Below are 23,612 nucleotides of genomic sequence, written 5' to 3'. Positions count from 1 at the left end.
AGAGCAAAAAAGAACGACGCACCGTAATTTTAACTTCTTCACAACAGTGCGTCGTTGTGTGGTGTGCATTATAGAGAAATCCAAAACCAATGCAAGCGGTTTTTGAGAAAAAACCGCAAAAAAATCGGAAAATCGCACCGCTTGCTGAAAACACATTCAAATAGTCACTATTTTAGTCTGCAAGCGGTGAGATTTTGCTAATCAGCTATAATGTTCCATATCTTTGCGATCGATCACTGTACTGTATAAACCCACTTTATCGCTCCGTTTAGTGTATTCTAGGCTTGAATCCTCATAACGCTTAAATTTATATACCGCATCATTCATCAAGCTCTCGTTAAAAATGTTCAAATTTACCAAAAGTTCAAAGTCTTTTTGTGTCAGCCCCGTTACTTTATTAAAGAGTCTCGGTTCAAGCTGGGTAATTACATCTCGCAAACAATGTTCCCGATAATCTGTCAAATACATAAACACCGGAATGCGAGTAGCAAATTTAATCAATTTTTCTTGAATCTGTTTACGCAGTGATTTGTATTCTTTCTCTTGCTCAGAAAGCTCTTTTTTCTCTGCGGCTGTAAGATTTTCGCCTTTTTCTTTCTTTGTTTTCTTGACTGCTTCGGATTTGTTGATGATCGTTTCAATATCATTATTTAACGAACGGAATCCCTCCACTTTATTCAACGCAGCCATTGCCGTTTCATTTTTTCTTAGCCGTTCTAGCGTATCATTATCTACATTCACCAACAATGCACTTTCCCAACGGCGGGCTAATAACGTTGCAGTGGTACCACTCATTGCAATATCTAATACGCCCGAAGCATCAATTTGTTTCATTGAGCTGCCGTCATAAGCCAATACTGGTAAGAAATGAATGAACTCCGCCACTTTTTGTTCCGGATTGGTATTCACCGTATCTAACCGGCAACTGTACTCGGCGATTTGGCGTAATGCTCTATCCGGTGCAAAATCAAACACATAACATTGCTGTTTCAGAATTTCTTCATTATTGGGATCATTATCGTCATAGCCCCGCAATACCCAAGGGGTTTGCACTCGGAACGCCGCTTGGAAATAGGTTTCGGGACTAGAGGCATTGCGCAGCATTAAAATCCCTGTCCACGGCGGCACAGATACACCCGTAGTCAATTTCCCACACGAAAGGGTTATCGTTTTGGTTGCAAGCGGGTTCTTCGTCATCGCATTTTGCACAGGGGGCAATACGTCTAACCCAATCCCTGCTTCTGCCCCTGCAGCAACGATAATCTTATACTGATGGAAAAACTGATTTTGTTTCTCATTTAATAAATTCCGCATTGCATAGCAGCTTGCCACGTTCGGCAAAAACCAAAAAGTATGCAATAAATTCCCTAATAAATAAGCATCGGAAAAGGGCATTGGCGGCTTATCTTGTGGTCTTGTTCTCATTTTGAGCGTATCAACTGCCAATTCAGGCAATTTATTCTGAATAAAATCCAACCATTTTTGTACCTCATTTTTATAGGTAAATTGCGCCTTTTCGCCACTGCCTTTTGCTTCAAAAAAGAGATTGAGATCAAACTCGTTAAATTCCCCCTTTCGGGCAATATCTCTTAGAGAATCGGGTAATTGATAGGTCATCATCACCATTTTAGGTAACGATAAATAAGGATTTCTGCCCTGCACTGCTTGCCAGTTAATTTTCGCTTTTTGTTCATCGGAATACGTCCAGTTGAAAATTTGCTCTTCAATAAATTCACCGGACGAAATTGCCCGAAACGGCGTGCCGGAAAGATACAAATAATGATGCGTTGTAATCGGGAGTAAATCCTCATCAAACTCTTTTAAATCACAGCTTTCTGCATACTCTTGTTCTTTTTTATCCTCTTCGCCGTCAAATAAATCTTTCGCATTTTCCCGCCACGCCCCGTAGTGATATTCGTCAAATACCACACAATCCCAATTCGTTTCGTGTACCCACGCATTTTTCGGCTTAATCGCCCCCGATTTGGTTTTACCCAAATAATCTTGGAATGAGCCAAAACAGACAAGCGGTCGGTTTGGGTCGATATTTTGCAAATCGCTATCTTTGGCAAAGAATTGCCACCCCTCAAAATCCGTATGATTGCTTAAATCTTCCTGCCACGCATCTTGCACCGCCGGCTTAAAAGTTAAAATCAACACTTTCTGCCAACCCATTTTCTTGGCAAGTTGGTAGGTGGCAAAGGTTTTGCCAAATCGCATTTTAGCATTCCATAAAAAACGGGGGGCTTTGCCGTGATTGACAGCATCTTGTTTGAAGCTCTGAAAATAATGTGCCGTTTGGTTTACTGCTTGAGCCTGCTCAGGTCGCATACCAAAGGAGAGCGTGCGTTTTTCCCGATTACGAATGCCTTTTTTTACAGAAATCAACGCTGCCTGCACCGCTTGCACATCGCATTCAAACCATTCGCCATTCACTTGACGAACGCCCATTGCTTTCAATGCCTTATGCACATCGAAATCACGAAATAGCGTGCCATTCTCCCGCACAGCATATTCTTCCAGCTCAATTTTCCACGTCTGCTCCGGCGTTTTAGTCGGGTATTGCTCCCGTACACGCTGTTCGGCTTTTTGCCTTGTGGTATAGCCCACTTTTAAACAATTTGGAAATCTACTATCGGAATAAGCATAGATTTTGGGTGGATTAAATTCATTAAAAAATTTTTGATTAGTATTAGGTTGTTGATCGTTCATTTTAATATTCCAGTTTTACAAAAGTTTAGAAGAAAGTTACTGCTTATAAATTATTGATTTGTTTTTACTCTTTTTAATTCATATTTAAGCTGTTCCGATCCTTTCTTTTCTATATAGAAATTAATAAACTTTTCTTCCAAATATTCATATTCTGGCATTAAAAATGGAACATTATTATTTAGCCCATTAGGTGATACAATTTTATCTAATTCACTTATCAAATTATTTAATTGAACAAACTCCAAAACAATCTCTTTTCTTGTTGGAGATTTATGCCATAAATTATACTCATCAAACTCCTTAGCTTCTTCTTTTGCTAATTTTTTTCTAAAATCTCTTTTTATATTTATAATCAAGAATCCCAAGCATTCAACTAAGTTTTGTAATGGTGTAGATGGATTACCAAATTTTGTCACACTAAAATGCCTGCATTTTTCTTTATTATCTTTATCTGCAAGCCATAAACATTCTCCAAAATCAGGGGATTTATCAACATAAAATTCGCAATTTTCTAAATTGTATTCATCAGAAAGTATTTCTCTATCATTATGGTAGTTTTCCAAATAATCGATAAGATCTTGAATATCATCAGGATCACTAACTCTCTTATCTTCAGAACTCTTTGCTTTATGCAAGATAGATTGTAAATGTTCCTTAAATGCCTTTTTCGTTTTAAAAGTAACATTACGAGTTTTTAAGTAACAAGGTTTAGCCATTTCCCAACTCCTTATTCGGTAACACCATTTCTTCAATATATTTAATTTCATCTTTGCTTAATCCATATTTTTCGTAAAGTTCTTTATCATTCCACGATTTTGAAAAATCTTGCATTGGAATAAATTCATATACTCTTTTGGGTGCATCTTGAGTATTTTTCTTTAGTGTTAATAAAAAGTGAAAAAATCTAGTATTAATATATGTCATTACATTTTCACAAATTTTCTTATCATCAAAAGGACCTATCACCAAATAAGTTTCAGTACAAGCCGATCTTGGCATTGCAAGAATTGGTTTTATGTAATCCACTTTGCTATCTCCTGAACCTATTGCCTTCGGAACTAAAACCTTATACTTATCAATCCAATGGTTATTTATAAAAATATTCTTACGATCAAAATAAGCTACTTCTTTATTTTGATATAAAGTAATATTTCCTTTAGTATCTATATATAGAGTCGGCTTTCCTTTAATATTCGTTGCCAATCCAAACGGTTTTCTAGAACTCACTAACTCACTAAAACTTTTTTCTTTAAAGGCTAATACTTTTCTTAAAATAGAAATGCTTTCGTTATAACGAATAAATATATCTAATCCTTGTTCTTTTAACGGTCTTTTCATTTGAGAAATGATCTTTTTATTTTCATAGGTTGTTACCAAACACTCCCCTTCATAGGAGTTTTCCCAAAGAAAATAATTTACCCCACCTTTAATTTCTACCCCCGGAAAACAATCGGATGCATTTGGAAAATCGTGAATTTCTTTAATTCGTTTATCGTTGAGCATTTCATCACGGAAATCGTCCAATCCTTTGCCGCCGGCAAACCAGCGGGACGGCACAATCATTATTAGATAATTAGGCTTTAGTTTTTTCGCTTGTTGGATAAATTTATGATAAATCGGGGCTGCACTCGCTCCTGCACCACCATCACCTAACTGATACGGCGGGTTGCCGATAATCACATCAAATCTCATCTTGTCTAATTCCAACTCCTGTCTGGCTTTCTCGTGAATAAACGCATAGGCGTGATTTTCCATTGTGATACGGTCGTAAACTTCTTGGCTTGCGCCACATTCCACACATTTACGATCTGCCCAAGTATGTTCGCTCTTCGGTTTAAAAATATGCCCTTCTTCACTCTCAAACTCAGTACAAATCGAATATTGGCTGTTCGCATTTTTCGAGCAATAAAGGCTACGGCGGGATAAAAGTGCGGTCAGTTCGGTAATCGCTATGCCGTAGAGCTGTTGGGTAAAAATATGATTTAAGCGGGTTTGCAAATCGGGAATTTGATCTTCCAACCCGTCAATCAGCCGTTTGGCGATTTCCCGCAAAAACACGCCCGATTTACACACAGGATCAAGAAATTTCGCATTGGGATCGCACCACAAACTTTCAGGCAAGCAATCAAGCATTTGATTGACAATCTCCGGCGGCGTAAAGACCTCATCATTGGATAAATTCGCCAAACAATTTAAAACATCAGGGTTGTAATTTACATTAGAAAGATCTGTCATTGCCTAGCTCCAAAAAATTGATAAAGGGATAATCTTTGATGGGTTCTGGGATAAACACGGGTTCGCCGTTATCGGAAAAGAGGGGAAGATCGCTCAGGTTGTCCACTAAATCACGGTAAACAAATTCCTGCCGTTTGATTTGACTACCTGTCGGGTTCGACCATTGGCTAAAAATAATGGGTTGTCCTGTTTGAGTTTTCAGTGAAAGGGCATCACCACACAAAATGTTGTGTTGCAAAATAAACTGAGCGGAACGAATACATTCCGCTTTATAGCTTTTGGGAAATTGGGCTTGGTAATGTTGGCTAAAAAGATCCAATAGCCGTTTACGGCATTCATTCACATTATCAGGCAACAGCTCAATGCCGTACAAACTGCCTACGGCAATGATGGCGTTAAGTTCGTAATCGTATTGGACTTTTTTATGCTGTTGAGCAATCGCAGTGAGTTTACGGCGAAGAATTTCCACCAAAAAATTACCCGTGCCACACGCAGGTTCTAAAAAGCGTTTTTCGGGATTGCTGGCTTGGTCTGCAACCAAGTCGATCATTGCATTAACTTCACGCTCGTTGGTGTAAACCTCGCCGAAGTCGGCAACTCGCTGTTTGGATTTAACTTGCATAGGAGAGCTCCTTGCAAGCCGAAAAAGGAAGGGAAATTAGGCTAAGTGCGTGCGTGCGTGCGTGCGTGCGTGCGTGCGTGCGTGCGTGCGTGCGTGCGTGCGTGCGTGCGTGCGTGCGTGCGTGCGTGCGTGCGTGCGTGCGTGCGTTAATCATTATAACGTCCTTCTAACGTTGTCAAATCAAATAGGATTGGCATTCTAAATAGTTCTTTTCTGTTTATCAAGATAGAGAATGGGATCATTTTTGATGATTTTTTGTGATGCAAGCGGTAGAATTTCACCCGTTTTTTGCAAAGAGGAGAACACAATGAATACCACATTTATCGGTTTAGGCGTAGCGGGTAATTTTGCTGGACATTTGGAACAAGCAGGCGAAGCGGCAGATTTCTTACAGGTCAAAACCATTGAGGCAGTGCAGCCGAAAGCGATTTTTCCGTTTTATGTGCCGAGCGAGCAGCTTGGCGATTATCAATTTCTATCCACTTATCCACTTTCCAATGAGGAAATCCGTTTTCCCAATGATGCGGATAACCTTCAAATTGAGCCGGAAATTGCGCTGATTTGCGATATTCAGTATGAAAATCAGCAAGTTATCGCATTAAAGCCAACCCATTTTGCTGCTTATAATGACTGCTCAATCCGCCGTCCGAATGCACGCAAAATTTGTGAGAAAAAGAATTGGGGCGAAAAATCGAAAGGCATTTCGCCTACTTGGATCACTCTCGATCAGTTTACCGCCGGCGGTATCTTAGACGATTACCATATCGCCTGTTTCCACAAACGCAACGGCGTATTGAATGAGTACGGTATCGACAGCCCTGCGGTTGGGTATAGCTATTTTCATCAAAAATTATTGGATTGGATTGTGGATCGAATGAACAATCAGCAGGACGAAGGTCCGATGAACCATATCGCTGCAATGCTCAAGCAAGCTGACTATCCGACCAAAGCAGTAATCAGCATTGGGGCAACCCGTTATACCGATTTCGGTGAGCATAACTTCCTACAAATCGGCGATACCAGTATTGTAGCGGTTTATAATGGGAAAACTTATTCCCACCAACAAATCGTTGAAATGGCGGAACAGGAACAATTTGCAGCGGATATTTCTGCGTTAGTGCAGAAGGTAATCTAATCGCAGGCAGTCGGTTAGAGCAAATTTCTTGATATTATGCGGTAGTGGCACATACTTGAATTTCTGTTCTAGGGACGCACTAGGTGCGTCCAACATCTAGAAATACCATAGGCACTCTATTTTATGCAGAAAATAACCGCTAATCGACCGCTTGTATTGCTTAAAAAGGAAGATCATAAAACCCCTTCGGTTGATCTTTCTTCGGATCGTCCAAAAAGGCTTTAATCGCTTCAAATGCTTTTTTCATCGCATTGGCTTGGTAATACGGATTAACCATTTGTGGTAGCCGTTGCTGAAACTCGGCAGATAACAAGGTTTCAATCCCTTGAATAATCCCTTGAGTATCTGTGGCAACATCAATAACACTTTCGCCCCGTACCCGCCCTTGTTGGCGATTACCGATATTGACCGTCCCCACTTGGCAGGACGGGGCTTCCAGCAAACCGGACGAACTGTTACCAATCAGCCCTTGAGAATATTTAATCAATGCTAAATATTGCTCCGGTTTAACCGAGGTGAAAAAGGCAAAACCGTTGGTTTGGGTATAGTGATGAAAACGCTGGAAAATTTGGTCAGAATGGGTATCCGCATTTGAACCGATAAACACGAACCGATAACGATCTTTAAACTGATCCAATGCCGCTAAGAGCGCTTCGACCTGCGCCAAAACCGGTTGGGCATTGAGCGTTTCGGGGTGAAATACCACCAAAAAATACGGCTGATCCGGTATGCCTAGTTGTGCCATCAGGGCGGTTTTACTCGGTAGGTCGAGCATCAGGCTGTTTTCTGCCCCTAATGATCCGACATTTTTAACCGTCTCCGGCGGCTCGCCTAGTTGGATCACTCGCTGACGATAGCTTTCAGTGGCAGTTAAATGCAATTTTGCCATTTTAGTAATGGAATGTCGGATAAATTCATCGTAATTCCCTAAGGTTTGCTCCCCGCCGTGCAGATGTACTAACGGTATATTGTGCATCGCAGAGGCAATCGCGACCGCCAACATTTCGTAACGATCGCCCAATACAATCACAGCATCATAGGAGGATTGCTGGAAATGCGTCCCGAATTTTGCCAAACACTCTGCCATTGAGGCTAAAATAGTTTGGTTATTTTGGCTGTCGAGAGTCATCGGAATACGCACAGCAATGGCAAAGCCGTCCCGCTCAATTTGATCAACGGTATGCCCGTATTGTGCATCAAGGTGCATTGCAGTTACCACCAATGAAAAATTAATGCTCGGATCATCCGCCAACCGTTTCAGTAAACGCTTAACAATGCCGTATTCTGCCCGTGAACCGGTAATATATGCGACTTTTTTCATTATTTAATCACCTTTTCCAACATCTGCTGTAGTAAGGCATAGCCTTGTGAATTTAGATGTAAGCCGTCATTACTGTATTGCGGATTTAATTTGCCGTAGCCGTCTTCAAAAGCGCAATTCAACGGGACAAAGTTTGCCCCCAATGCCGCCAACTTTGGCTGAATTTGGTGGTTAAATTCACTGATCAAGCGATTATCGCAATCCACTCGGAACACGGTTTTCAAACATTCCAAGCAGTAAAGGGGCGCATTTGGGTTGAGCTGTTTAACCCGCTCCACCAGCACAGATACCGCTTGCACGGCATTTTCAAGGGTTGCTCCTGCTCGTCTTAAATCGTTGATACCAAGCCAAATCACCACCGTGTCAGCCAGTGCCGGTGTGTTATTTTGCAAAATCAATTCCCGATATTGAGTGGCGGTAATGCCGGAAATCGCCAAGTTATTGACGGTTTGACCATTCAGACTTTCAATATACCACTGTGCCAGTTGGGAATGTCCGATAAAGGTGATATCGCTCGGCTGATGAAAAGATGCCTGTTTGTAGTGAATCTCTTTACGGATATTTTCCAACAACAGTGCTTCTTTATGCTGTTGCTGAATCAGAAAGTAGAAATAGTCGAAATCTAGCCGATCGTCAATGTCCACCGACACTGCTTTATCCATAAAGTACGCCAAACATTTTTCCCCATAAAAGTGTTTTTGACGCAGGTAAGCGGTCGGTTTTGCCACAAATATTGCACCGTTCGGGGAGTATTCTGGGTGATATTGTTGGCGGGCATAATTGGAATAATCCAGTTGAAAATGCTTGAGTGTTTCGTCTTCCTCAATCACACGGGTGAGAGTGGTCGGTTTATGGGCATCGGATACCGACACCAAAAAATCGAACCGTTCGCTGTTCTGCTCAAATTTCTCACAGGCTTCACGAATATGGGTTGCCGTACGCAGCGGTGAAGTCGGTTGTAACAACATAAAGTAGTCAAACGCGAGGGCGTGATACTGTTGCAATACATCTTCAATCACCACAAACGAGCTGGCTTTATCGCCGGCAAGATGCTCGGCACGTTTGATAAAGTCTATCGGGTAATGGAAAAGCAGGTCGATATATTCCTGCGAGTCGGTACTGACGATAATTTTGTCGAACATCGCCGATTCAATTGCCGCTTCAATTGAATAAGCCATCAAAGGCTTCCCATTAACCAACAGTACATTTTTATTCGGCAGCCCTTTCGAGCCTGACCGTGCGGTAATAATTGCAATTTTTTTCATTGTGCCGACCGCTTGTTAAACCAGTTGATTGTCAAAACGGCTGTCTTGAATCAGTTGATCTTCTTCAAAATCCTGCTCCGCCGCTTTCCCTAATATGTCATACCAATACATCGGGCTAATGCCGTTGCCGGGACGTTTAGTCGTCAGATTTTCGGTAGTAAACATCTCCCCCTTTTTAATCGGGCGAGCGGCAATAATCGATTTGCGTGCCACAATTTTATTTTTTGCTTCGGAGGCGGTAACCAATTTTTCCGCTGACCCAAGGGCTTTTTCCACCGCCCGAATACCTTCGCACAATAGTTTCAACTCGTCAGGCGTAACAGAGGCTTTATGATCCGGCCCCTCAAAATTTTTGTCGAGGGTAAAATGCTTTTCAATAAAGGTAATACCGTACGGCACGGCGGCAATACCGGCAAAATAACCGGCTGAGTGATCGGAAAAGCCGAGGCAATACTCGCCAAACTCACGCTTTAAGTGATGAAACGCATTGAGATTGACATCTTCGTACGGCGTCGGGTACTCGGTATTGCAGTGCAAAATTGTGATCGCTTGTTTTGCCACCCCGTTATCTTCCAACACCTTGAGAGCAGCGTTGATTTCCTCAATCGTAGCCATTCCCGTTGAAATCACAATAGTTTTATCGGCGATCGGCAAGCGGGCAATTTTCTCCAAATAGGGTAAATTGGTGAGTTCACCGGACGGAATTTTCCACACTTTTTGTTGTTGAGCGGCTAAAAAATCTATGGATTCAAAATCAAACGGTGTGGAAAACACCGCCAGCCCAAGCGAACGGGCATAGGCTTCTAACTGGATAAATTCCTCATACGGCAACTCTAATTTGCGAGTCATCTCCAACTGGCTATCCGCTGTGCCGGTTGTAACTTTTTGATATTCCGCTTTCGGTGCGTATTTTGAAATCAATTTATCCGCTTTGAAGGTTTGAAATTTCACCGCATCTACGCCGCACGCTTTGGCAACGTCCACCATTTTTTTCGCTAATTGCGGATCGCCGTTATGATTACAGCCGATCTCCGCTACAATAAACACCTTTGACATTTATTTCATTTCCTTAATCAATTTTGCCGGTACGCCGGCAACTACCGTTCTCGGTTCGACATTCCGAATCACAACCGCACCAGCCCCCACAATCGCACTTTCACCAACCCGCAACTGACCGGTGACGACAGATGAACTGCCAACAAAACAATAATCTTCGACAATCACATCGCCGTTTAGTGTCGTATTTGTAGAAATATTGCTGTGATTACCCACTTGGCAACCGTGCTCAATCAAGGCTTTGGTATTCACAATCACATTATCTCCGACCGTAACGCCACTATTGATAATCGCCATTTTCCCGACAAAAACGCCCGTACCGAGCGAAGCAAAACGGGATACCACCGCACTACTATCGATCACATTGATGAGCGAACAACCGTATTTTTGCAGGGTTAAAAATTTATCCAACCGATGCGTATTATTACCGATACTAATAAAATAGTGGTAATGCGCCCGCTCATTAAAGTGCTCGATCGTATCCGCTAAAATCGGAAACCCCAAATGCAATGTCCCGACCGGCTTAAAATTATCAATAAACCCGCAAAACTCAAATTGCTCGGGATCTAACGAATCCAACACCGATTTTGCATAGCCGCCTGCGCCGATAAAAATAACTTGCTTTTTCATTGTTGCTCCAACGCTACAAATGGAGTGAATTATTTTAATCGAAAGCAATGCTGGAAAGTAGCCCCTCAACCTAGATTTTTCCCCATTGCCCAAACAAAACAATTAGTAGATAATACCGACATTTTTAAAAAGTTTGATATGGGACAAGAAATGAGTGAAATGAATATCCCTTTAATTTTTACCGATGCGGCGGCAAATAAAGTCAAAAGCCTCATTGAAGGGGAAGATAACCCGAATCTGCGTTTGCGGGTATATATCACCGGTGGTGGTTGCAGCGGCTTCCAATACGGTTTTACCTTTGACGATCAAGTGAATGAAGGCGATTTAACCATTGAAAACCAAAACGTCGGCTTAGTGGTCGATCCGATGAGTTTACAATATTTGATCGGCGGCACAGTCGATTACATCGAAGGGCTTGAAGGCTCTCGCTTTATTGTCAATAACCCGAATGCCAGCTCAACCTGTGGCTGCGGCTCGTCTTTCAGTATCTGAGAAAAATTTAGCATAAAAGAGAACTTATATCTTACTTTTCTCTCATCGAAATCCATTCCACATATAAAAGGGCTACTTTGGGCTTTTAAAACATCAGCCCTTTTATTTTTTCAATATTCTCTCGCTTATAGAGATAAAAAACACTGAATTTATACCCAAACTGGAGCAATTTTTGTGATCTCAAACACAATTTGGAGAATAACTTCTTTTCTATTCGGCTAAATTGTGAAATTATTGGTGCAAATGTAGTGTTTTCGATGATGAAAACTCGTATAATTTAGGCAATTTTTATTTTAATAGAGAGGACGCATTATGGGCGGTATCAGCATTTGGCAACTTTTGATTGTGGTTGCAATTATTGTTTTACTTTTCGGAACGAAAAAATTACGTACCTTAGGGGCGGATTTAGGCGAGTCGGTCAAAGGCTTTAAAAAGGCGATGAGCGATGACAAAGCCAAAGATGCTGAATTTGAAAAAGTTGAGCAAAAACAAACCGATACAACAGAGCAAAAAACCAAAGAGAAAGAGCAGGCATAATTCGTGTTTGATATAGGTTTTTCCGAGCTGGTTTTGGTATTTATTGTGGGCTTGGTGGTGCTTGGTCCGCAACGTTTGCCGGTAGCGATCCGAACCGTAATGGGCTGGGTTCGTACTATTCGGGGCTTGGCGGCAAATGTACAAAATGAGTTGGCACAAGAGCTGAAGTTGCAGGAACTGCAAGAGAGTATCAAAAAAGCCGAAGAGTTGAATTTAAGCCAGCTCTCGCCGGAATTGAGTAAAACCGTTGCAGAGTTAAAAGAATCTGCTCAAAAAATGCAGGAGGATTTAGCCGATGCTAAAGGTGAAATTCAAGCGCTGACCGATGATCGGGTTATGGAAATTCAACGTAATATTGAGCAAGAGAGCCAAACGTTGCAAGCGGAGGCAACTTTGCAAACCGAAGAGCATAAGTTACCGCTTGCGGATACCCAGCTTTCGCCGGCGGAAATCGCAGAGCAAGCAGAAGCCGATGAAGAGAATCTCAGTGCCTACTATCCGCCCGATGACGATTTGGCTCAATCCCCGCCGACAAAACAGGATAACGCATAATGTCTGTGGATACATCTCAACCTCTAATTACCCATTTAGTCGAACTGCGTAACCGTTTATTGAAAGCAGTTATTTGCGTTTTAGTTGTCTTTTGTGCGTTGGTATATTGGGCAAATGATATTTATACGTTGTTGGCTAATCCGCTGACGGAAAGATTGCCGGCAGGGGCAACAATGATTGCGACCAATGTGGTTACACCGTTTTTTACCCCGATTAAACTCACTGCCGTGGTTGCAGTATTTTTATCCGTCCCCTTTATTCTGTATCAGATTTGGGCGTTTGTCGCTCCCGCATTATATAAGCACGAAAAGCGGTTGGTTTATCCGTTATTAGTGTCAAGCACCGTCTTATTTTATATCGGGGTTGCTTTTGCCTATTACGTGGTATTCCCGCTGATTTTCGGCTTTTTAACCAGTACCGCACCGGAAGGCGTGGTAATGGCAACCGACATCAACAGCTATCTTGATTTTATTCTGACCATTTTTCTCGCATTCGGTATCTGTTTTGAAGTGCCGGTTGCGATTATACTGCTCTGCTGGTCTGGGATCACAACCCCTGCGGATTTGCGGGCAAAACGCCCCTACATTATTGTTGCCGCCTTTGTGATTGGAATGTTGCTCACACCGCCGGACATCTTCTCACAAACGCTGCTTGCCGTGCCGATGTGTCTGTTATTTGAAATCGGTCTGCTGGTGTCCCGCTTTTATACGCCAAAAGAAAACGAAGAAGCTGCGGGCTAATCGATCAAGCGGTGGGATTGCTGTCAAAATTGACAAGAATCCCGCCGCTTGTTTTTATTCAAAAATCCTTTAGAATTTTACGCAATCGTTTGCTCAAGGGGAAATTATGACTCAACTCGAAATGAAAAAAATTGCCGCTCAAGCGGCGCTGAAATTTGTGCAACCCGATACGATTGTCGGGGTGGGAAGCGGTTCAACGGTAAACTGCTTTATTGAAGCATTAGGCTCAATGCGGGATCAGATCAAAGGGGCGGTGGCAGCCTCAAAACATTCGGAAGAATTGTTGAGAAAACAAGGCATTGAGGTGTTTAACGCCAACGAGGTGTCGAGCCTTGATGTGTATATTGACGGTGCGGACGAAATCACCCCGCAAGGTTATATGATTAAAGGCGGCGGTGCTGCACTCACCCGTGAAAAAATTGTCAGCTCGCTGGCGAAAAAATTCATCTGTATTGTGGATAGCTCCAAGCAAGTGGACGTGCTAGGTTCAACCTTTGCCCTGCCTGTTGAAGTGATCCCGATGGCACGTTCTTATGTCGCCCGTCAATTAGTGGCGTTAGGCGGTTCGCCGGAATATCGTGAAAATGTGGTTACCGATAACGGCAATGTGATTTTAGATGTGTATAACTTTAAAATCCTTGAGCCGCTCAAAATCGAGCATACCATTAACAATATTGCCGGGGTGGTAACGAACGGTATCTTTGCCCAACGTTATGCCAATGTAACGATTGTCGGCACGCCAGAAGGGGCGAAAATTCTCGAATAACAATAACGCAAGCGGCGAGATTCTGCGATTTTTTTGCAAAAAATGCTGACAATCCGCCCGCTTGTTTTTTCTCTCAAACACAACAGGATTTGATATGACAGCAAAAATTTCTCTCGATAAATCTAAAATTAAATTTCTCCTTTTGGAAGGCGTGCATCAAAATGCGATCGAGGTGCTGAAAGCCGCCGGCTACACCAATATTGAATATCACAAAAAAGCCTTGGACGGTGAAGATTTAATTAACGCTATCAAAGATGCGCATTTTGTCGGGATCCGCTCCCGTACCTTCTTAACCGAAGAGGTGATTGCAAAAGCGTCTAAACTGGTGGCGATTGGCTGCTTCTGTATCGGCACAAATCAGGTGAATTTAGAGGCGGCAAAACGGCGTGGGATTCCGGTGTTTAACGCCCCGTTCTCCAACACCCGCTCCGTTGCGGAATTGGTGCTGGCGGAAATTATTCTGTTGATGCGTCAAGTGCCGAAAGCCAATGCCGAAGTGCATCGCGGTATCTGGAATAAATCCGCCGCCGGCTCAAACGAGGTGCGCGGCAAAAAATTAGGCATTATCGGCTACGGGCATATCGGTTCGCAGTTGAGCATTATTGCCGAATCCATTGGTATGCAGGTCTATTTTTATGATATTGAAAATAAACTGCCGCTCGGCAATGCTCAACAAGTTGCCAGCCTTGAGGAACTCCTCGGCAGTTGCGATGCGATTTCCCTGCACGTGCCGGAAAATGCTTCAACGAAAAACCTCATCAATGCCGAACGCATTGCCCAATTAAAAGACGATGCCGTATTGATTAACGCTGCACGCGGTACTGTGGTGGATATTGACGCACTAGCGGCGGCGTTAGATGCCGGCAAATTACGGGGGGCAGCGTTAGATGTGTTCCCTGAAGAGCCCGCCTCCGCCAGCGATCCGTTTGAATCGCCATTGCGCAAATTTGATAATGTGATTTTAACCCCACATATCGGCGGTTCAACCTCCGAAGCACAAGCGAATATCGGCACGGAAGTGTCGAGCAAATTTGTCAAATATTCTGACAACGGCTCAACGTTATCGGCAGTGAATTTCCCTGAAGTATCGCTGCCGGAACACGCCGGTGCGACACGTTTATTGCATATTCACGAAAATCGTCCGGGGATTCTGAACAAAATCAACCAAGTGTTTGTGGATCTCAACGTGAATATTGCCGCACAATTCTTGCAAACCGATCCGACTATCGGCTATGTGGTGATTGATGTCGAACTTGAAAATACCAACGAAGCCCTCGCTCGCTTGAAAGAGATTGACGGCACAATCAAAGCACGGGTACTTTACTAATCGGAAATGACGAGTAAATCGGCATTTTTATCTTGGAAATCGTTTTGCCAAGCGGTCGGTTTCGGCTTGTTTTTTGCAAAATCCACCTATGCATGATTTTACAAAAAATCACGGCGAACCCACCGCTTGTTGAGGGAAAAATGCAAATACAGATTATCGAATTGGCACGGCAGCTGATTCAACGACCGTCTATTAGTCCTGATGATCAAGGCTGCCAACACATTATTGCCGAGCGGTTACAAACTCTTGGTTTTCAACTGGAGTGGCTGCCGTTTGACGACACCCTGAATTTATGGGCAACCCACGGCACGGGCAGCCCTTGCATTGCCTTTGCCGGTCATACCGATGTTGTACCCGCTGGCGATGAAAGCCAGTGGCAATACCCACCGTTTGCCGCACACCTTGACGGCGAGCATCTCTACGGACGGGGGACGGCGGATATGAAAGGTTCGCTTGCCGCAATGGTGGTGGCTGCCGAACACTTTGTCCGCCAAAACCCCGATCATCACGGCAAAATCGGCTTGCTGATTACCTCAGACGAAGAAGCCGCAGCAAAAGACGGCACAGTCAAAGTGGTTGAAACCCTAATGGCACGGGGCGAAAGAATTGATTATTGCGTGGTCGGCGAGCCTTCCAGCACCCGGCAGCTCGGTGATGTGATTAAAAACGGGCGGCGGGGGTCTATCACGGCGACACTCTATATTGAAGGGGTACAAGGGCACGTTGCTTATCCGCATTTGGCGGATAATCCGGTACATAGAGCCTTGCCATTTTTACAGGCGCTCACCGCTTATCAGTGGGATCAAGGCAACGCCTATTTCCCACCGACCAGCCTGCAAATTGCCAACATTCAGGCGGGAACAGGCTCAAATAACGTGATCCCCGGCGAGCTTTATGTGCAGTTTAACCTGCGTTATTCTACCGAAGTGGACGACCAAATCATTCAAGCAACAGTAGCGGAACTGCTTGAACAGCACGGTTTACGTTACCGTATTCACTGGCAGTTATCGGGCAAACCGTTTCTCACCGCACAAGGTAAATTGGTGGAAGCCGCCGTTGCTGCCGTACAAGAGATTACGTCGATTACCCCAGCATTAGAAACCGGCGGCGGCACATCGGACGGGCGTTTTATTGCGCAAATGGGCGCAGAAGTGGTCGAGTTCGGCCCGCTAAACCGCACCATTCATAAAGTCAATGAATGTGTTGATATTCACGATCTAGCCAAATGCGGCGACATTTACCACCGTATTCTGACTAAATTGTTATAGAAAAGGGGCGATTTTCGCCCCATCATCACTATTCATTCAATAAAAAGTAAATTGGTAAGATCGCCGCCCCCAAGGCAATATTTTCAATGCCGATTTGGGTGGTATCCAACTGTGCAAGGGGTCGTTCCGTTTGGCTGAAATACGAGGAATGCCGGATATATGTCGCAATATGATCAATAAGGGGTCTAGGCAGCATTCCGGTAATAACGATCACTTTTGGATCAAGCCAAGCGATTGCCGAAATGACTAATGAAAGCACCTGCGGTTTTGCACGATCCAGCCAATGATGGAGCATCGGATCTTGCTCGTCAAATCGTGCTAAAATGTCCGCCTCGGTTATATTCTCTTTACCGAGGCTTTTGACTAAATCATTCCAACTTGGACGGGGTTGCTCGTAACTGAATAACATTCCCACTTCACCAGCATTGCCAAAGCCGCCTTGAATGAACTTACCTTGTGAAATGACACCTGCACCAATCCCAAAATCAAGGCTGATGACGATAAGATCATCGTTTTCCCGCCACGCACCCGAATAATACTCGCCGATAGCAATGGTATTGATATTATTTTCAATCCTGCACGGATACCCTAAATACTGGGTCAATTTATCCGCCAAATGGGGTTGATTTTGCAACAAAGGAAACCAAGGCGATGAGCGGGAACTATCCGATAATAAGTAACCGGAAACGGAAAATCCAATACCAAGAATACGGGCTTCTTGCAAGAATTTCTTCTCAAGTAACCGCTTGATTGCACTTTTGATTTGACTAAATAAGCGATCTAAATCCGTTTTTGTTTGATAGGTATGGCATTCACTCGCAAGTTTATTACCACAAAAATCGACTAAGGAAAGGTGAAATGCTTCGCTTAGAAAGGTAACGCCGATAGAACAACAAGCGGTTGGGTTTAAGGTTAAATGATAGGAGGTCTGCCCCCGCTTTTTAACCGCTTTTTCATTTTCTTTAATCAGTCCTAAAAACAGCAATTTTCGGCAATATTGAGTGATTGCCCCCGGTGTCAGCCCTGATAGCTGGCTTAATATGGCTCGAGAAGGAGAATGCTGACGAATAAGGCGTAGCAGTAGGCGTTCACTGGCATTTAAGGATAAAATCGGGTTATTTGATGACATAATCATATTGGGAAAATAAAGGCTACTTATCGTAGCCTTTATTGCCCTATTTGATCAACCGATTATTTTGCAACAACCTCTTTAGTAAACGTTGCCATTGCATTTTTGCCCCAATGGGCAGGGAAAAATAGTACGTCAGCCTTTCCGACTTGGTTGTCTAGCGGACGTACGCCGAAGGCTTGATGCAGATTTTGTTGCACCTGATGTGAGACAATCCAATTCACAAACAGCAAGGAAGCGGCCGGATGACGACTATTTTTTGCAATACCTAATACATTTCCACCGCCAGGCATACCGAATTTCGGTATATAAAATTTGAGACGAGGGGTAATTGCACCTTGTTTTTGCAAACTAAACAGGTGATCTTGCCACGCAGACACTAAATCTAACTCTCCGTCATTTAAACGGGTTAAACTGTCTGCGTTGGAAGATGTTCGGGTCATCTTCTCTTTGTGCTGTGCGAACCAGTCCCAAGTGGCTTGCCATTTTTCGGTTTGTGCTTGATTAAATTCTTGGTGCTGATAATCATAATCTCCGCTGATATAAATCAATGCCCGTTCAATAAAGGCTTTACCGGATGCACCGCCGTTTGGATCAGCATAGCCGAATTTGCGAGGCTGTTTTTCAAGGTAGGCTTGCATTTCCTGCCAACTTTGTGGCAGTTGTTCCTCTGTTAAGCGTAGCGGATCGTATGCAAAACCGGTTTGATTTCCCCAAAACCCGACCGCTTGTGTGCCTAACTCAACGCCTTGTAAAAAGTGGTTTGCGGTTGAGAAATTTGGTAACCGGCTTAAATCGGCTAATACATCGCTTTTTTGTACGGTCGGGTAAGCATCTGCACCAATGGCGATAACATCCATTTTCCCTTTCTCTAACGTTTTCTCGGCAAGCAATTTGTTAATATTACCTTCCGATGTCCCTTCCGGAATTTTAACGCTAATTCCGTACTGTTGCTCAAAGGTTTTAACGAAAGTACGGAATTGCGGTTGCAAATACCAAATGCTGACGACCACTTGCCCTTCTTGCTTTGCTTGGGCTTCAATATCTGCCCACGCTTTTTGACTCAAGTCGTTTGCTTGTACGCTACCGGTAAAAAATACCGTTGCGCAAGCGGTGCTAAATCCGATGAGGGTATTAAGTTTACGCATAATATGCTCCTATAAGTCATTAGGCTTTGCCTGTGGATTGAGAGAGATAATTACCTTTCAGTAATTTTTCGATAATCATCATTAAAATAATGTTAGGAATCATCAAAATCAGTGAAACAACGGCAGCGTTTGGGCGAATGAAGGAATAGCCCAAGAAAGAATATAAGATCGTCGGAACAGTAATAAAATCCGGTGATCCGATGACAAAGGCGATCGCAAATTCCTCCAAACTTTTGACTAAACAAAAAATAATGGCAGCCAAAAAGCTAGGTTTTAACATCGGTAAATACACATCTTTGAAGGTGGTGAGTTTGGACGCACCGAGATCACGGCTGGCATCAATTAAATCTTGGGGAACCGCACTAAATCCGGCGGATAAAATCCGGATAGCATAAGGTAGCGCCATTACCGTATGCCCAATCACAATGCCGATAAAAGGCGTTGTAATATTCAGCGATAACAGCATTTGGCTAAAAAACAGGGCAATAATCATTCCCGGAATAACAAGGGGAATGAGAGTAAGTAGCTCTGCCACTTTTTTCCCTCTAAATTGCATTCTGCCGAACGCATAAGCGGTGGGAATGGCCAATAAAATGGCAATCAATGCAACCACCGGTGCAATGGTATAACTATTGAGCATCGCTTCCGGCAAAGAGGTTTGTTGCCATACATTGACCCAACGCTCAAGGGAGAGCGAAGGCGGCAGCATATCGGGGTAACTCCAAGGTGCTTTCGGATCAACAAACGACCATAGTCCAGCCATTAGAAAAGGAATAAATAGCCAAATCGTATTGGCGATAAGAAAAAAGATGATCGCAATTTTGCCGATAAGCCGACCGTTTTTGGTGGCGATGGTTGTATTCATTGTATCTCTCCTCTTTTCGTTGCAAGCGGTCGGATCAGCACCGAAATTAACACGGTAAAGCAAGCGGATGTCAGCATAATCATCATTGCCATTACCGCACTTTGATTCCATTCCTCAAATTGATATGCCGTCATCTGCATTAAGCGGGCGAGAGAATAGGTATCTCTTGGGCCGGCAATACTGTAAAACGCAAAATCCCCCAGTGCGCCGATAAAAATCAGAATAAAGGAGACTTGAACAGCGCCCAGACTTAAAGGAAATACCACATAACGGAAACGTTGCCACGGGGTTGAGCCGAGATTAGCGGCGGCATCAAACAGATCGGACTTTAGGGAATTGACCGCACCGCCAATTAAAATCAGTGCGAAGGGAATATTTTTCCACATTTGCAACACAATCACGCCCCAGCCAAAATCATCATTCTGTAACGTATGGGGTTGCTTCCAAATACCTAAAAAGACGAATAATTCATTGAGGATACCGTGGTAGGAGATGATATTGACTAATAAGAACGCAGCGACTAAGCCGGGGACAAGCATTGGTGCGCGCAAAATCGTAATAACTGCGACTTTCGCGGGAATCGGTTTACGCAACCACATTGCTATCGGATAGGCGACAATAATAGACAATATCGCACCGAGCAAGGCCACTTTCACGGAATAGCCGAGCGATTTTTGAAAAATGTCATCGGAAAGCACCGCTTGCCAATGGTGTAAAGTAAAAGCGTTTTCATCACCAAAGATGTTATACAATCCGACACTTTGTAGGACAACGATATAAAAAGTCGAGCCCATTAGCAGCAAAATTGTGCCTAAACCAGGTATTAACAAGAGCCACGCTTTGAGATCCAGGCGAACGTTTTTCATACTGCCTCCAAAAAGTGAATGGCATTGCGGGCAAGGGTAAAGGTTATCTGTTGGGAGTTCGGGGAATTTCGTCAGTTGCAAACGCAGTATTTTCTCAGGGTATTGAGGGATAACCGCTTGGATTTCGGTTAAGCTCCCCATAAACGCTGTTTGCTTCACTTCCACCGTAAATGTGTTTTCGTCTGTATGCGCTTGTGCAAGTAGTGCATCTTCGGGGCGGAAACAGACATAAATACGTTCTGCTAACGGCGGGCGTGGCGATTCAACGTGAAACTCACCTAATAAAGAACGTACTTGGTAGATCCTTTCACCGATCGGCTTAACCTGCGCTTCGAAAATATTGGCGATGCCGATAAAATCGGCAACAAAGCGGTTGATCGGTTGGTGGTAGATTTGTTGGGGTGTGCCGATCTGCTCAATACTGCCTTTATTGAGCACAATAATTTTATCGGACATAGCTAGGGCTTCCGCTTGATCGTGCGTTACATAGATGCTGGTTAAATTATATTGATGAGATAATTGCTTGATTTCAAAGCGGACACTTTCACGCAATTTTGCATCAAGGTTGGAAAGCGGCTCATCAAATAAAATGACATCCAGCCGTGTAACCATTGCTCTGGCTAGAGCGACCCGTTGTTGCTGACCGCCGGAAAGCTGATTCGGCATTTTCAGTTTATGGTTTTCCAAATCCATCTGCTTTAATGCGGTATTCAAACGTCCCGCTTGTTCGGCTTTTTCAATTTTCTTTTGTTGTAACCCATAACAGATATTGTGCGAAACATTCAAATGCGGAAAAAGTGCATAAGATTGAAAGCACATTGCAGTATTGCGCTTTTCAGGCGGAACAAAATTAACATTTTTATCTCCGATCAATACCTCGCCTTCATCCGCCTGATAAAAACCGGCTATCAATTTAAGCAACGAGGTTTTGCCACAACCACTTGGCCCAAGCAAGGTAACAAATTCTCCCTCTTCTGCCGTAAACGAGATATTTTTTGCCGCATAAAAATCGCCAAATTTCTTGGTAACATTTTTGATTTCCAGTTTTGCCATTGCGAACCTCCTCGACGTTAAATGGCATATTGATTGAAATGTTTAAACTATATACGACACCTCAATAGAATTTAATATATAAACTCTATTTATTTGCATTTTGTGATAAAGTTCACAAACTTGTGCTAAAAATAGCGGACTTTTATGACAATATGATGACTACACCGTATAAATAATTGCGTATAAAATGACTTTATCATACAATTTGATTTATTTTTTTAACTCAAAAGGAGTCTCTAATGGGCTTTCAATTTAACGTGAGCCGGCACAATACTGTGTTGGCAAATAGCCATCGTGGTTACAGTGCCGCTTATCCGGAAAATACAATGGCTGCCTTTGTCGGTGCGTATCAAGCGGGTACACACAGTGTCGAATTGGATATTGCGATGACCAAAGATGAAAAAATCGTTGTTATTCACGATTTTTCGATTGAGCGGGTATCTAATGGTGAGGGGTATGTCGAACAAATGACTCTTGCCCAGTTACGCCAATATGATTACGGAGCAAAATTTAGCTCGGTGTTTGTCGGTACGGAAATTCCAGAACTAAAAGAGGTGCTAATCTGGGCGGTGAAACATAATTTGGGCTTAGTCGTTGAAGCGAAGCAGCGGCGGAATCATCAACGATTTGCAGAAGTCTTGGCAGATCTTATTAGAGAAACCGGGGCGGTGAATCACATTTTATTATTGGCATTCGACCACAGGTTGATCAATCAGGTTAAATCACTTTATCCCGAAGTCAAATTACAAGTCGTTACCCTAGCGCGTTACCAAAATCAGCTTGCTGCGGTGCTGGCATCTAATGCCGACAGCGTCTGTGTGGAATATCACTATGTACATAGAGATGATTTAGAGGCTTACAAAAAAGCGGGGCTATCCGTCCGCTTGTATCTGCACGAGTCCAAAGACGGTATTAGCCCCACCCAAGCCTACAATGCAAAATATGGCTATGATGCCGAAAGTGAGATTATCGAATGGCTTCGTGCCGGCTTAATTGATATGTTAAGCCACGATGACATTCCCTATCTCAAGTCCTTGATTGAACAGGCGGGTAAACGGGTATATTAAGCTATGATGGGAACGCCGATTTTATCGGGAAAACCGGCGTTCCCGTTTAATGAGTATTGGGGAAATTATTCTCTATCCGCCCCAAATGCGCCGCCTAAGGTGTTATCCGCATTGCCGAATACGCCGGCAATCCCGTTGGCATTTACACCGTAGAATTTACCGGAAAGGGTGGCTGGGGCAACACCCTGTGCCACCGCCTGACCGTTAAATGCCGAGCCGTTAATTGTGGCATTCACGGCAACATTACCGTAGTGGCTGTTTTCAAAGACGCCGGATAGGGTTTTCGTCCCGAAATTTGCCATCAGTTCCGCATCGCCGTCTCTCATCGGGCCGCCGTAGCTATACACAACATCACCCTCGTAGCGTGCGATGCCTTGTGTCGGCATATTTTGTGTTTCCGGCACTAAACTGCCGGCATAAGCGTAACGTTGTGTGCCTGTACCTTTTGAGGTAAAGCCGAAATACTGCCCGTTGTCTTCCACTTCACGCACTAATTCGACATTCGCCCCGAACGAGTGGATTTCTCTTGCAGAAGCGCCAACCGGTGCAAGATTATAGCTTGTGCCGTCCACCACTAATGTGGTCGGCGAAAGTGTGCCTTGTTGAATGCCCGTTGAAGCCACCGCTGCATTTTGGCTAGCGGCTTGATTTGACGACGCATTACCGGATTGAGCCTGTGTATTACCGTTCGCTTGCACCGCAGTCGGTGTACCGACACTGCTTGGCGAAACCGCTTTGGAATCGTCATCGCCTTTGCCGCCGCTGGAACAAGCGGTAAGAGTAGCAAGGCACAGAGCAGTTAAACTCATGTTACCCTAGCGCGTTA

The 23,612-nt window shown here is 43.6% G+C and carries 23 protein-coding genes and 1 pseudogene; 9 read left to right on the top strand and 15 right to left on the bottom strand.

All coding sequences use genetic code 11. The annotated features are described in order from the left end of the window. Positions 1 to 201: 201 nt before the first annotated feature. Genes E4T80_RS08070 through E4T80_RS12795 form a run of 5 tightly spaced genes read right to left on the bottom strand, consistent with a single transcriptional unit; the run spans position 202 to position 5,723 of the window. Positions 202 to 2,712, bottom strand: coding sequence for a GIY-YIG nuclease family protein (locus E4T80_RS08070; RefSeq protein ID WP_135057086.1), 2,511 nt, complete (start codon positions 2,710 to 2,712; stop codon positions 202 to 204). 50 nt (positions 2,713 to 2,762) lie between these two features. Beyond that, positions 2,763 to 3,428: a hypothetical protein gene (locus E4T80_RS08065; RefSeq protein WP_135057083.1), complete on the bottom strand. Its 666-nt coding sequence runs from the start codon at positions 3,426 to 3,428 to the stop codon at positions 2,763 to 2,765. Next, positions 3,421 to 4,947, bottom strand: a complete 1,527-nt coding sequence (locus tag E4T80_RS08060; protein ID WP_135057080.1) for an Eco57I restriction-modification methylase domain-containing protein — start codon at positions 4,945 to 4,947, stop codon at positions 3,421 to 3,423. Before E4T80_RS08060 ends, E4T80_RS08065 begins: the two co-directional genes overlap by 8 nt. Next, positions 4,931 to 5,569, bottom strand: a complete 639-nt coding sequence (locus E4T80_RS08055; RefSeq protein WP_135057077.1) for a DNA methyltransferase — start codon at positions 5,567 to 5,569, stop codon at positions 4,931 to 4,933. Before E4T80_RS08055 ends, E4T80_RS08060 begins: the two co-directional genes overlap by 17 nt. Continuing rightward, positions 5,559 to 5,723: a hypothetical protein gene (locus tag E4T80_RS12795; RefSeq protein WP_167740710.1), complete on the bottom strand. Its 165-nt coding sequence runs from the start codon at positions 5,721 to 5,723 to the stop codon at positions 5,559 to 5,561. The genes E4T80_RS08055 and E4T80_RS12795 overlap by 11 nt, the downstream gene beginning before the upstream one ends. A gap of 153 nt (positions 5,724 to 5,876) precedes the next feature. Between E4T80_RS12795 and E4T80_RS08050 the strand changes: the two genes are divergently transcribed. Then, complete coding sequence (locus tag E4T80_RS08050; protein WP_135057074.1) at positions 5,877 to 6,704, top strand: DUF5718 family protein; 828 nt, start codon at positions 5,877 to 5,879, stop codon at positions 6,702 to 6,704. A 160-nt stretch (positions 6,705 to 6,864) separates the two neighbouring features. Here the strand turns inward: E4T80_RS08050 and neuC are convergent, their stop codons facing one another. From neuC to E4T80_RS08030, 4 genes are read right to left on the bottom strand one after another with little or no spacing between them, the layout of a single operon-like run. Beyond that, positions 6,865 to 8,025: a UDP-N-acetylglucosamine 2-epimerase gene (gene neuC / locus E4T80_RS08045; protein WP_135057071.1), complete on the bottom strand. Its 1,161-nt coding sequence runs from the start codon at positions 8,023 to 8,025 to the stop codon at positions 6,865 to 6,867. Continuing rightward, on the bottom strand, positions 8,025 to 9,290 hold the full coding sequence (locus E4T80_RS08040; RefSeq protein WP_135057069.1) for a cytidylyltransferase domain-containing protein: 1,266 nt from the start codon (positions 9,288 to 9,290) through the stop codon (positions 8,025 to 8,027). Before E4T80_RS08040 ends, neuC begins: the two co-directional genes overlap by 1 nt. A gap of 15 nt (positions 9,291 to 9,305) precedes the next feature. After that, positions 9,306 to 10,346 carry an N-acetylneuraminate synthase gene (gene neuB / locus E4T80_RS08035; RefSeq protein WP_135057066.1) on the bottom strand — a complete coding sequence of 347 codons (1,041 nt, stop codon included), beginning with the start codon at positions 10,344 to 10,346 and terminating at the stop codon, positions 9,306 to 9,308. Beyond that, positions 10,347 to 10,976, bottom strand: a complete 630-nt coding sequence (locus E4T80_RS08030) for an acetyltransferase (protein WP_135057064.1) — start codon at positions 10,974 to 10,976, stop codon at positions 10,347 to 10,349. A gap of 150 nt (positions 10,977 to 11,126) precedes the next feature. On the opposite strand from E4T80_RS08030, the gene erpA reads away from it, so the two are divergent. From erpA to dapE, 7 genes are all read left to right on the top strand, one after another. Beyond that, on the top strand, positions 11,127 to 11,468 hold the full coding sequence (gene erpA, locus E4T80_RS08025; protein WP_135057106.1) for an iron-sulfur cluster insertion protein ErpA: 342 nt from the start codon (positions 11,127 to 11,129) through the stop codon (positions 11,466 to 11,468). A 312-nt stretch (positions 11,469 to 11,780) separates the two neighbouring features. Then, on the top strand, positions 11,781 to 12,005 hold the full coding sequence (gene tatA, locus E4T80_RS08020) for a Sec-independent protein translocase subunit TatA (RefSeq protein WP_135057062.1): 225 nt from the start codon (positions 11,781 to 11,783) through the stop codon (positions 12,003 to 12,005). Positions 12,006 to 12,008: 3 nt separating this feature from the next. After that, complete coding sequence (gene tatB, locus E4T80_RS08015; RefSeq protein ID WP_135057060.1) at positions 12,009 to 12,557, top strand: Sec-independent protein translocase protein TatB; 549 nt, start codon at positions 12,009 to 12,011, stop codon at positions 12,555 to 12,557. Then, entirely contained in the window at positions 12,557 to 13,297 is a 741-nt protein-coding gene (gene tatC, locus E4T80_RS08010) for a twin-arginine translocase subunit TatC (RefSeq protein ID WP_135057058.1), read from the top strand. Before tatB ends, tatC begins: the two co-directional genes overlap by 1 nt. 106 nt (positions 13,298 to 13,403) lie before the next feature. Beyond that, positions 13,404 to 14,063 (top strand): ribose-5-phosphate isomerase RpiA, encoded by a 660-nt coding sequence (gene rpiA / locus E4T80_RS08005; protein WP_135057056.1) that lies wholly within the window; start codon positions 13,404 to 13,406, stop codon positions 14,061 to 14,063. Between the two features lie 94 nt (positions 14,064 to 14,157). Then, a complete protein-coding gene (gene serA, locus E4T80_RS08000) occupies positions 14,158 to 15,390 on the top strand; it encodes a phosphoglycerate dehydrogenase (RefSeq protein WP_135057054.1) in 1,233 nt (410 codons plus the stop codon). A 140-nt stretch (positions 15,391 to 15,530) separates the two neighbouring features. Then, positions 15,531 to 16,658: a succinyl-diaminopimelate desuccinylase gene (dapE, locus tag E4T80_RS07995; protein WP_135057103.1), complete on the top strand. Its 1,128-nt coding sequence runs from the start codon at positions 15,531 to 15,533 to the stop codon at positions 16,656 to 16,658. Between the two features lie 28 nt (positions 16,659 to 16,686). Here the strand turns inward: dapE and E4T80_RS07990 are convergent, their stop codons facing one another. From E4T80_RS07990 to E4T80_RS07970, 5 genes and pseudogenes are all read right to left on the bottom strand, one after another. Further along, positions 16,687 to 17,787 (bottom strand): ROK family protein, encoded by a 1,101-nt coding sequence (locus E4T80_RS07990; RefSeq protein ID WP_135057052.1) that lies wholly within the window; start codon positions 17,785 to 17,787, stop codon positions 16,687 to 16,689. A 62-nt stretch (positions 17,788 to 17,849) separates the two neighbouring features. After that, positions 17,850 to 18,935, bottom strand: coding sequence for an ABC transporter substrate-binding protein (locus E4T80_RS07985; RefSeq protein WP_135057050.1), 1,086 nt, complete (start codon positions 18,933 to 18,935; stop codon positions 17,850 to 17,852). Positions 18,936 to 18,954: 19 nt separating this feature from the next. Then, entirely contained in the window at positions 18,955 to 19,800 is an 846-nt protein-coding gene (locus tag E4T80_RS07980) for an ABC transporter permease (protein WP_135057047.1), read from the bottom strand. Beyond that, positions 19,797 to 20,666, bottom strand: coding sequence for an ABC transporter permease (locus E4T80_RS07975; RefSeq protein WP_135057044.1), 870 nt, complete (start codon positions 20,664 to 20,666; stop codon positions 19,797 to 19,799). The genes E4T80_RS07980 and E4T80_RS07975 overlap by 4 nt, the downstream gene beginning before the upstream one ends. After that, a pseudogene (locus E4T80_RS07970) lies at positions 20,663 to 21,719 on the bottom strand (ABC transporter ATP-binding protein). The gene E4T80_RS07975 and the pseudogene E4T80_RS07970 overlap by 4 nt, the downstream one beginning before the upstream one ends. 239 nt (positions 21,720 to 21,958) lie before the next feature. On the opposite strand from E4T80_RS07970, the gene E4T80_RS07965 reads away from it, so the two are divergent. After that, the gene (locus E4T80_RS07965) at positions 21,959 to 22,786 is read left to right on the top strand and encodes a glycerophosphodiester phosphodiesterase (RefSeq protein ID WP_135057041.1); all 828 of its coding nucleotides are present in this window, start codon (positions 21,959 to 21,961) and stop codon (positions 22,784 to 22,786) included. A gap of 65 nt (positions 22,787 to 22,851) precedes the next feature. On the opposite strand, the gene E4T80_RS07960 is transcribed toward E4T80_RS07965, so the two are convergent. After that, on the bottom strand, positions 22,852 to 23,595 hold the full coding sequence (locus tag E4T80_RS07960) for a Slam-dependent surface lipoprotein (protein ID WP_135057038.1): 744 nt from the start codon (positions 23,593 to 23,595) through the stop codon (positions 22,852 to 22,854). Positions 23,596 to 23,612 lie beyond the last annotated feature (17 nt).

This window comes from Muribacter muris (genome assembly GCF_004569585.1).
In the GTDB taxonomy this organism is placed as follows: domain Bacteria; phylum Pseudomonadota; class Gammaproteobacteria; order Enterobacterales; family Pasteurellaceae; genus Muribacter; species Muribacter muris.
Note: the sequence above shows the minus strand (reverse complement) of the source record. Positions and strands in the feature narration are given on the sequence as shown.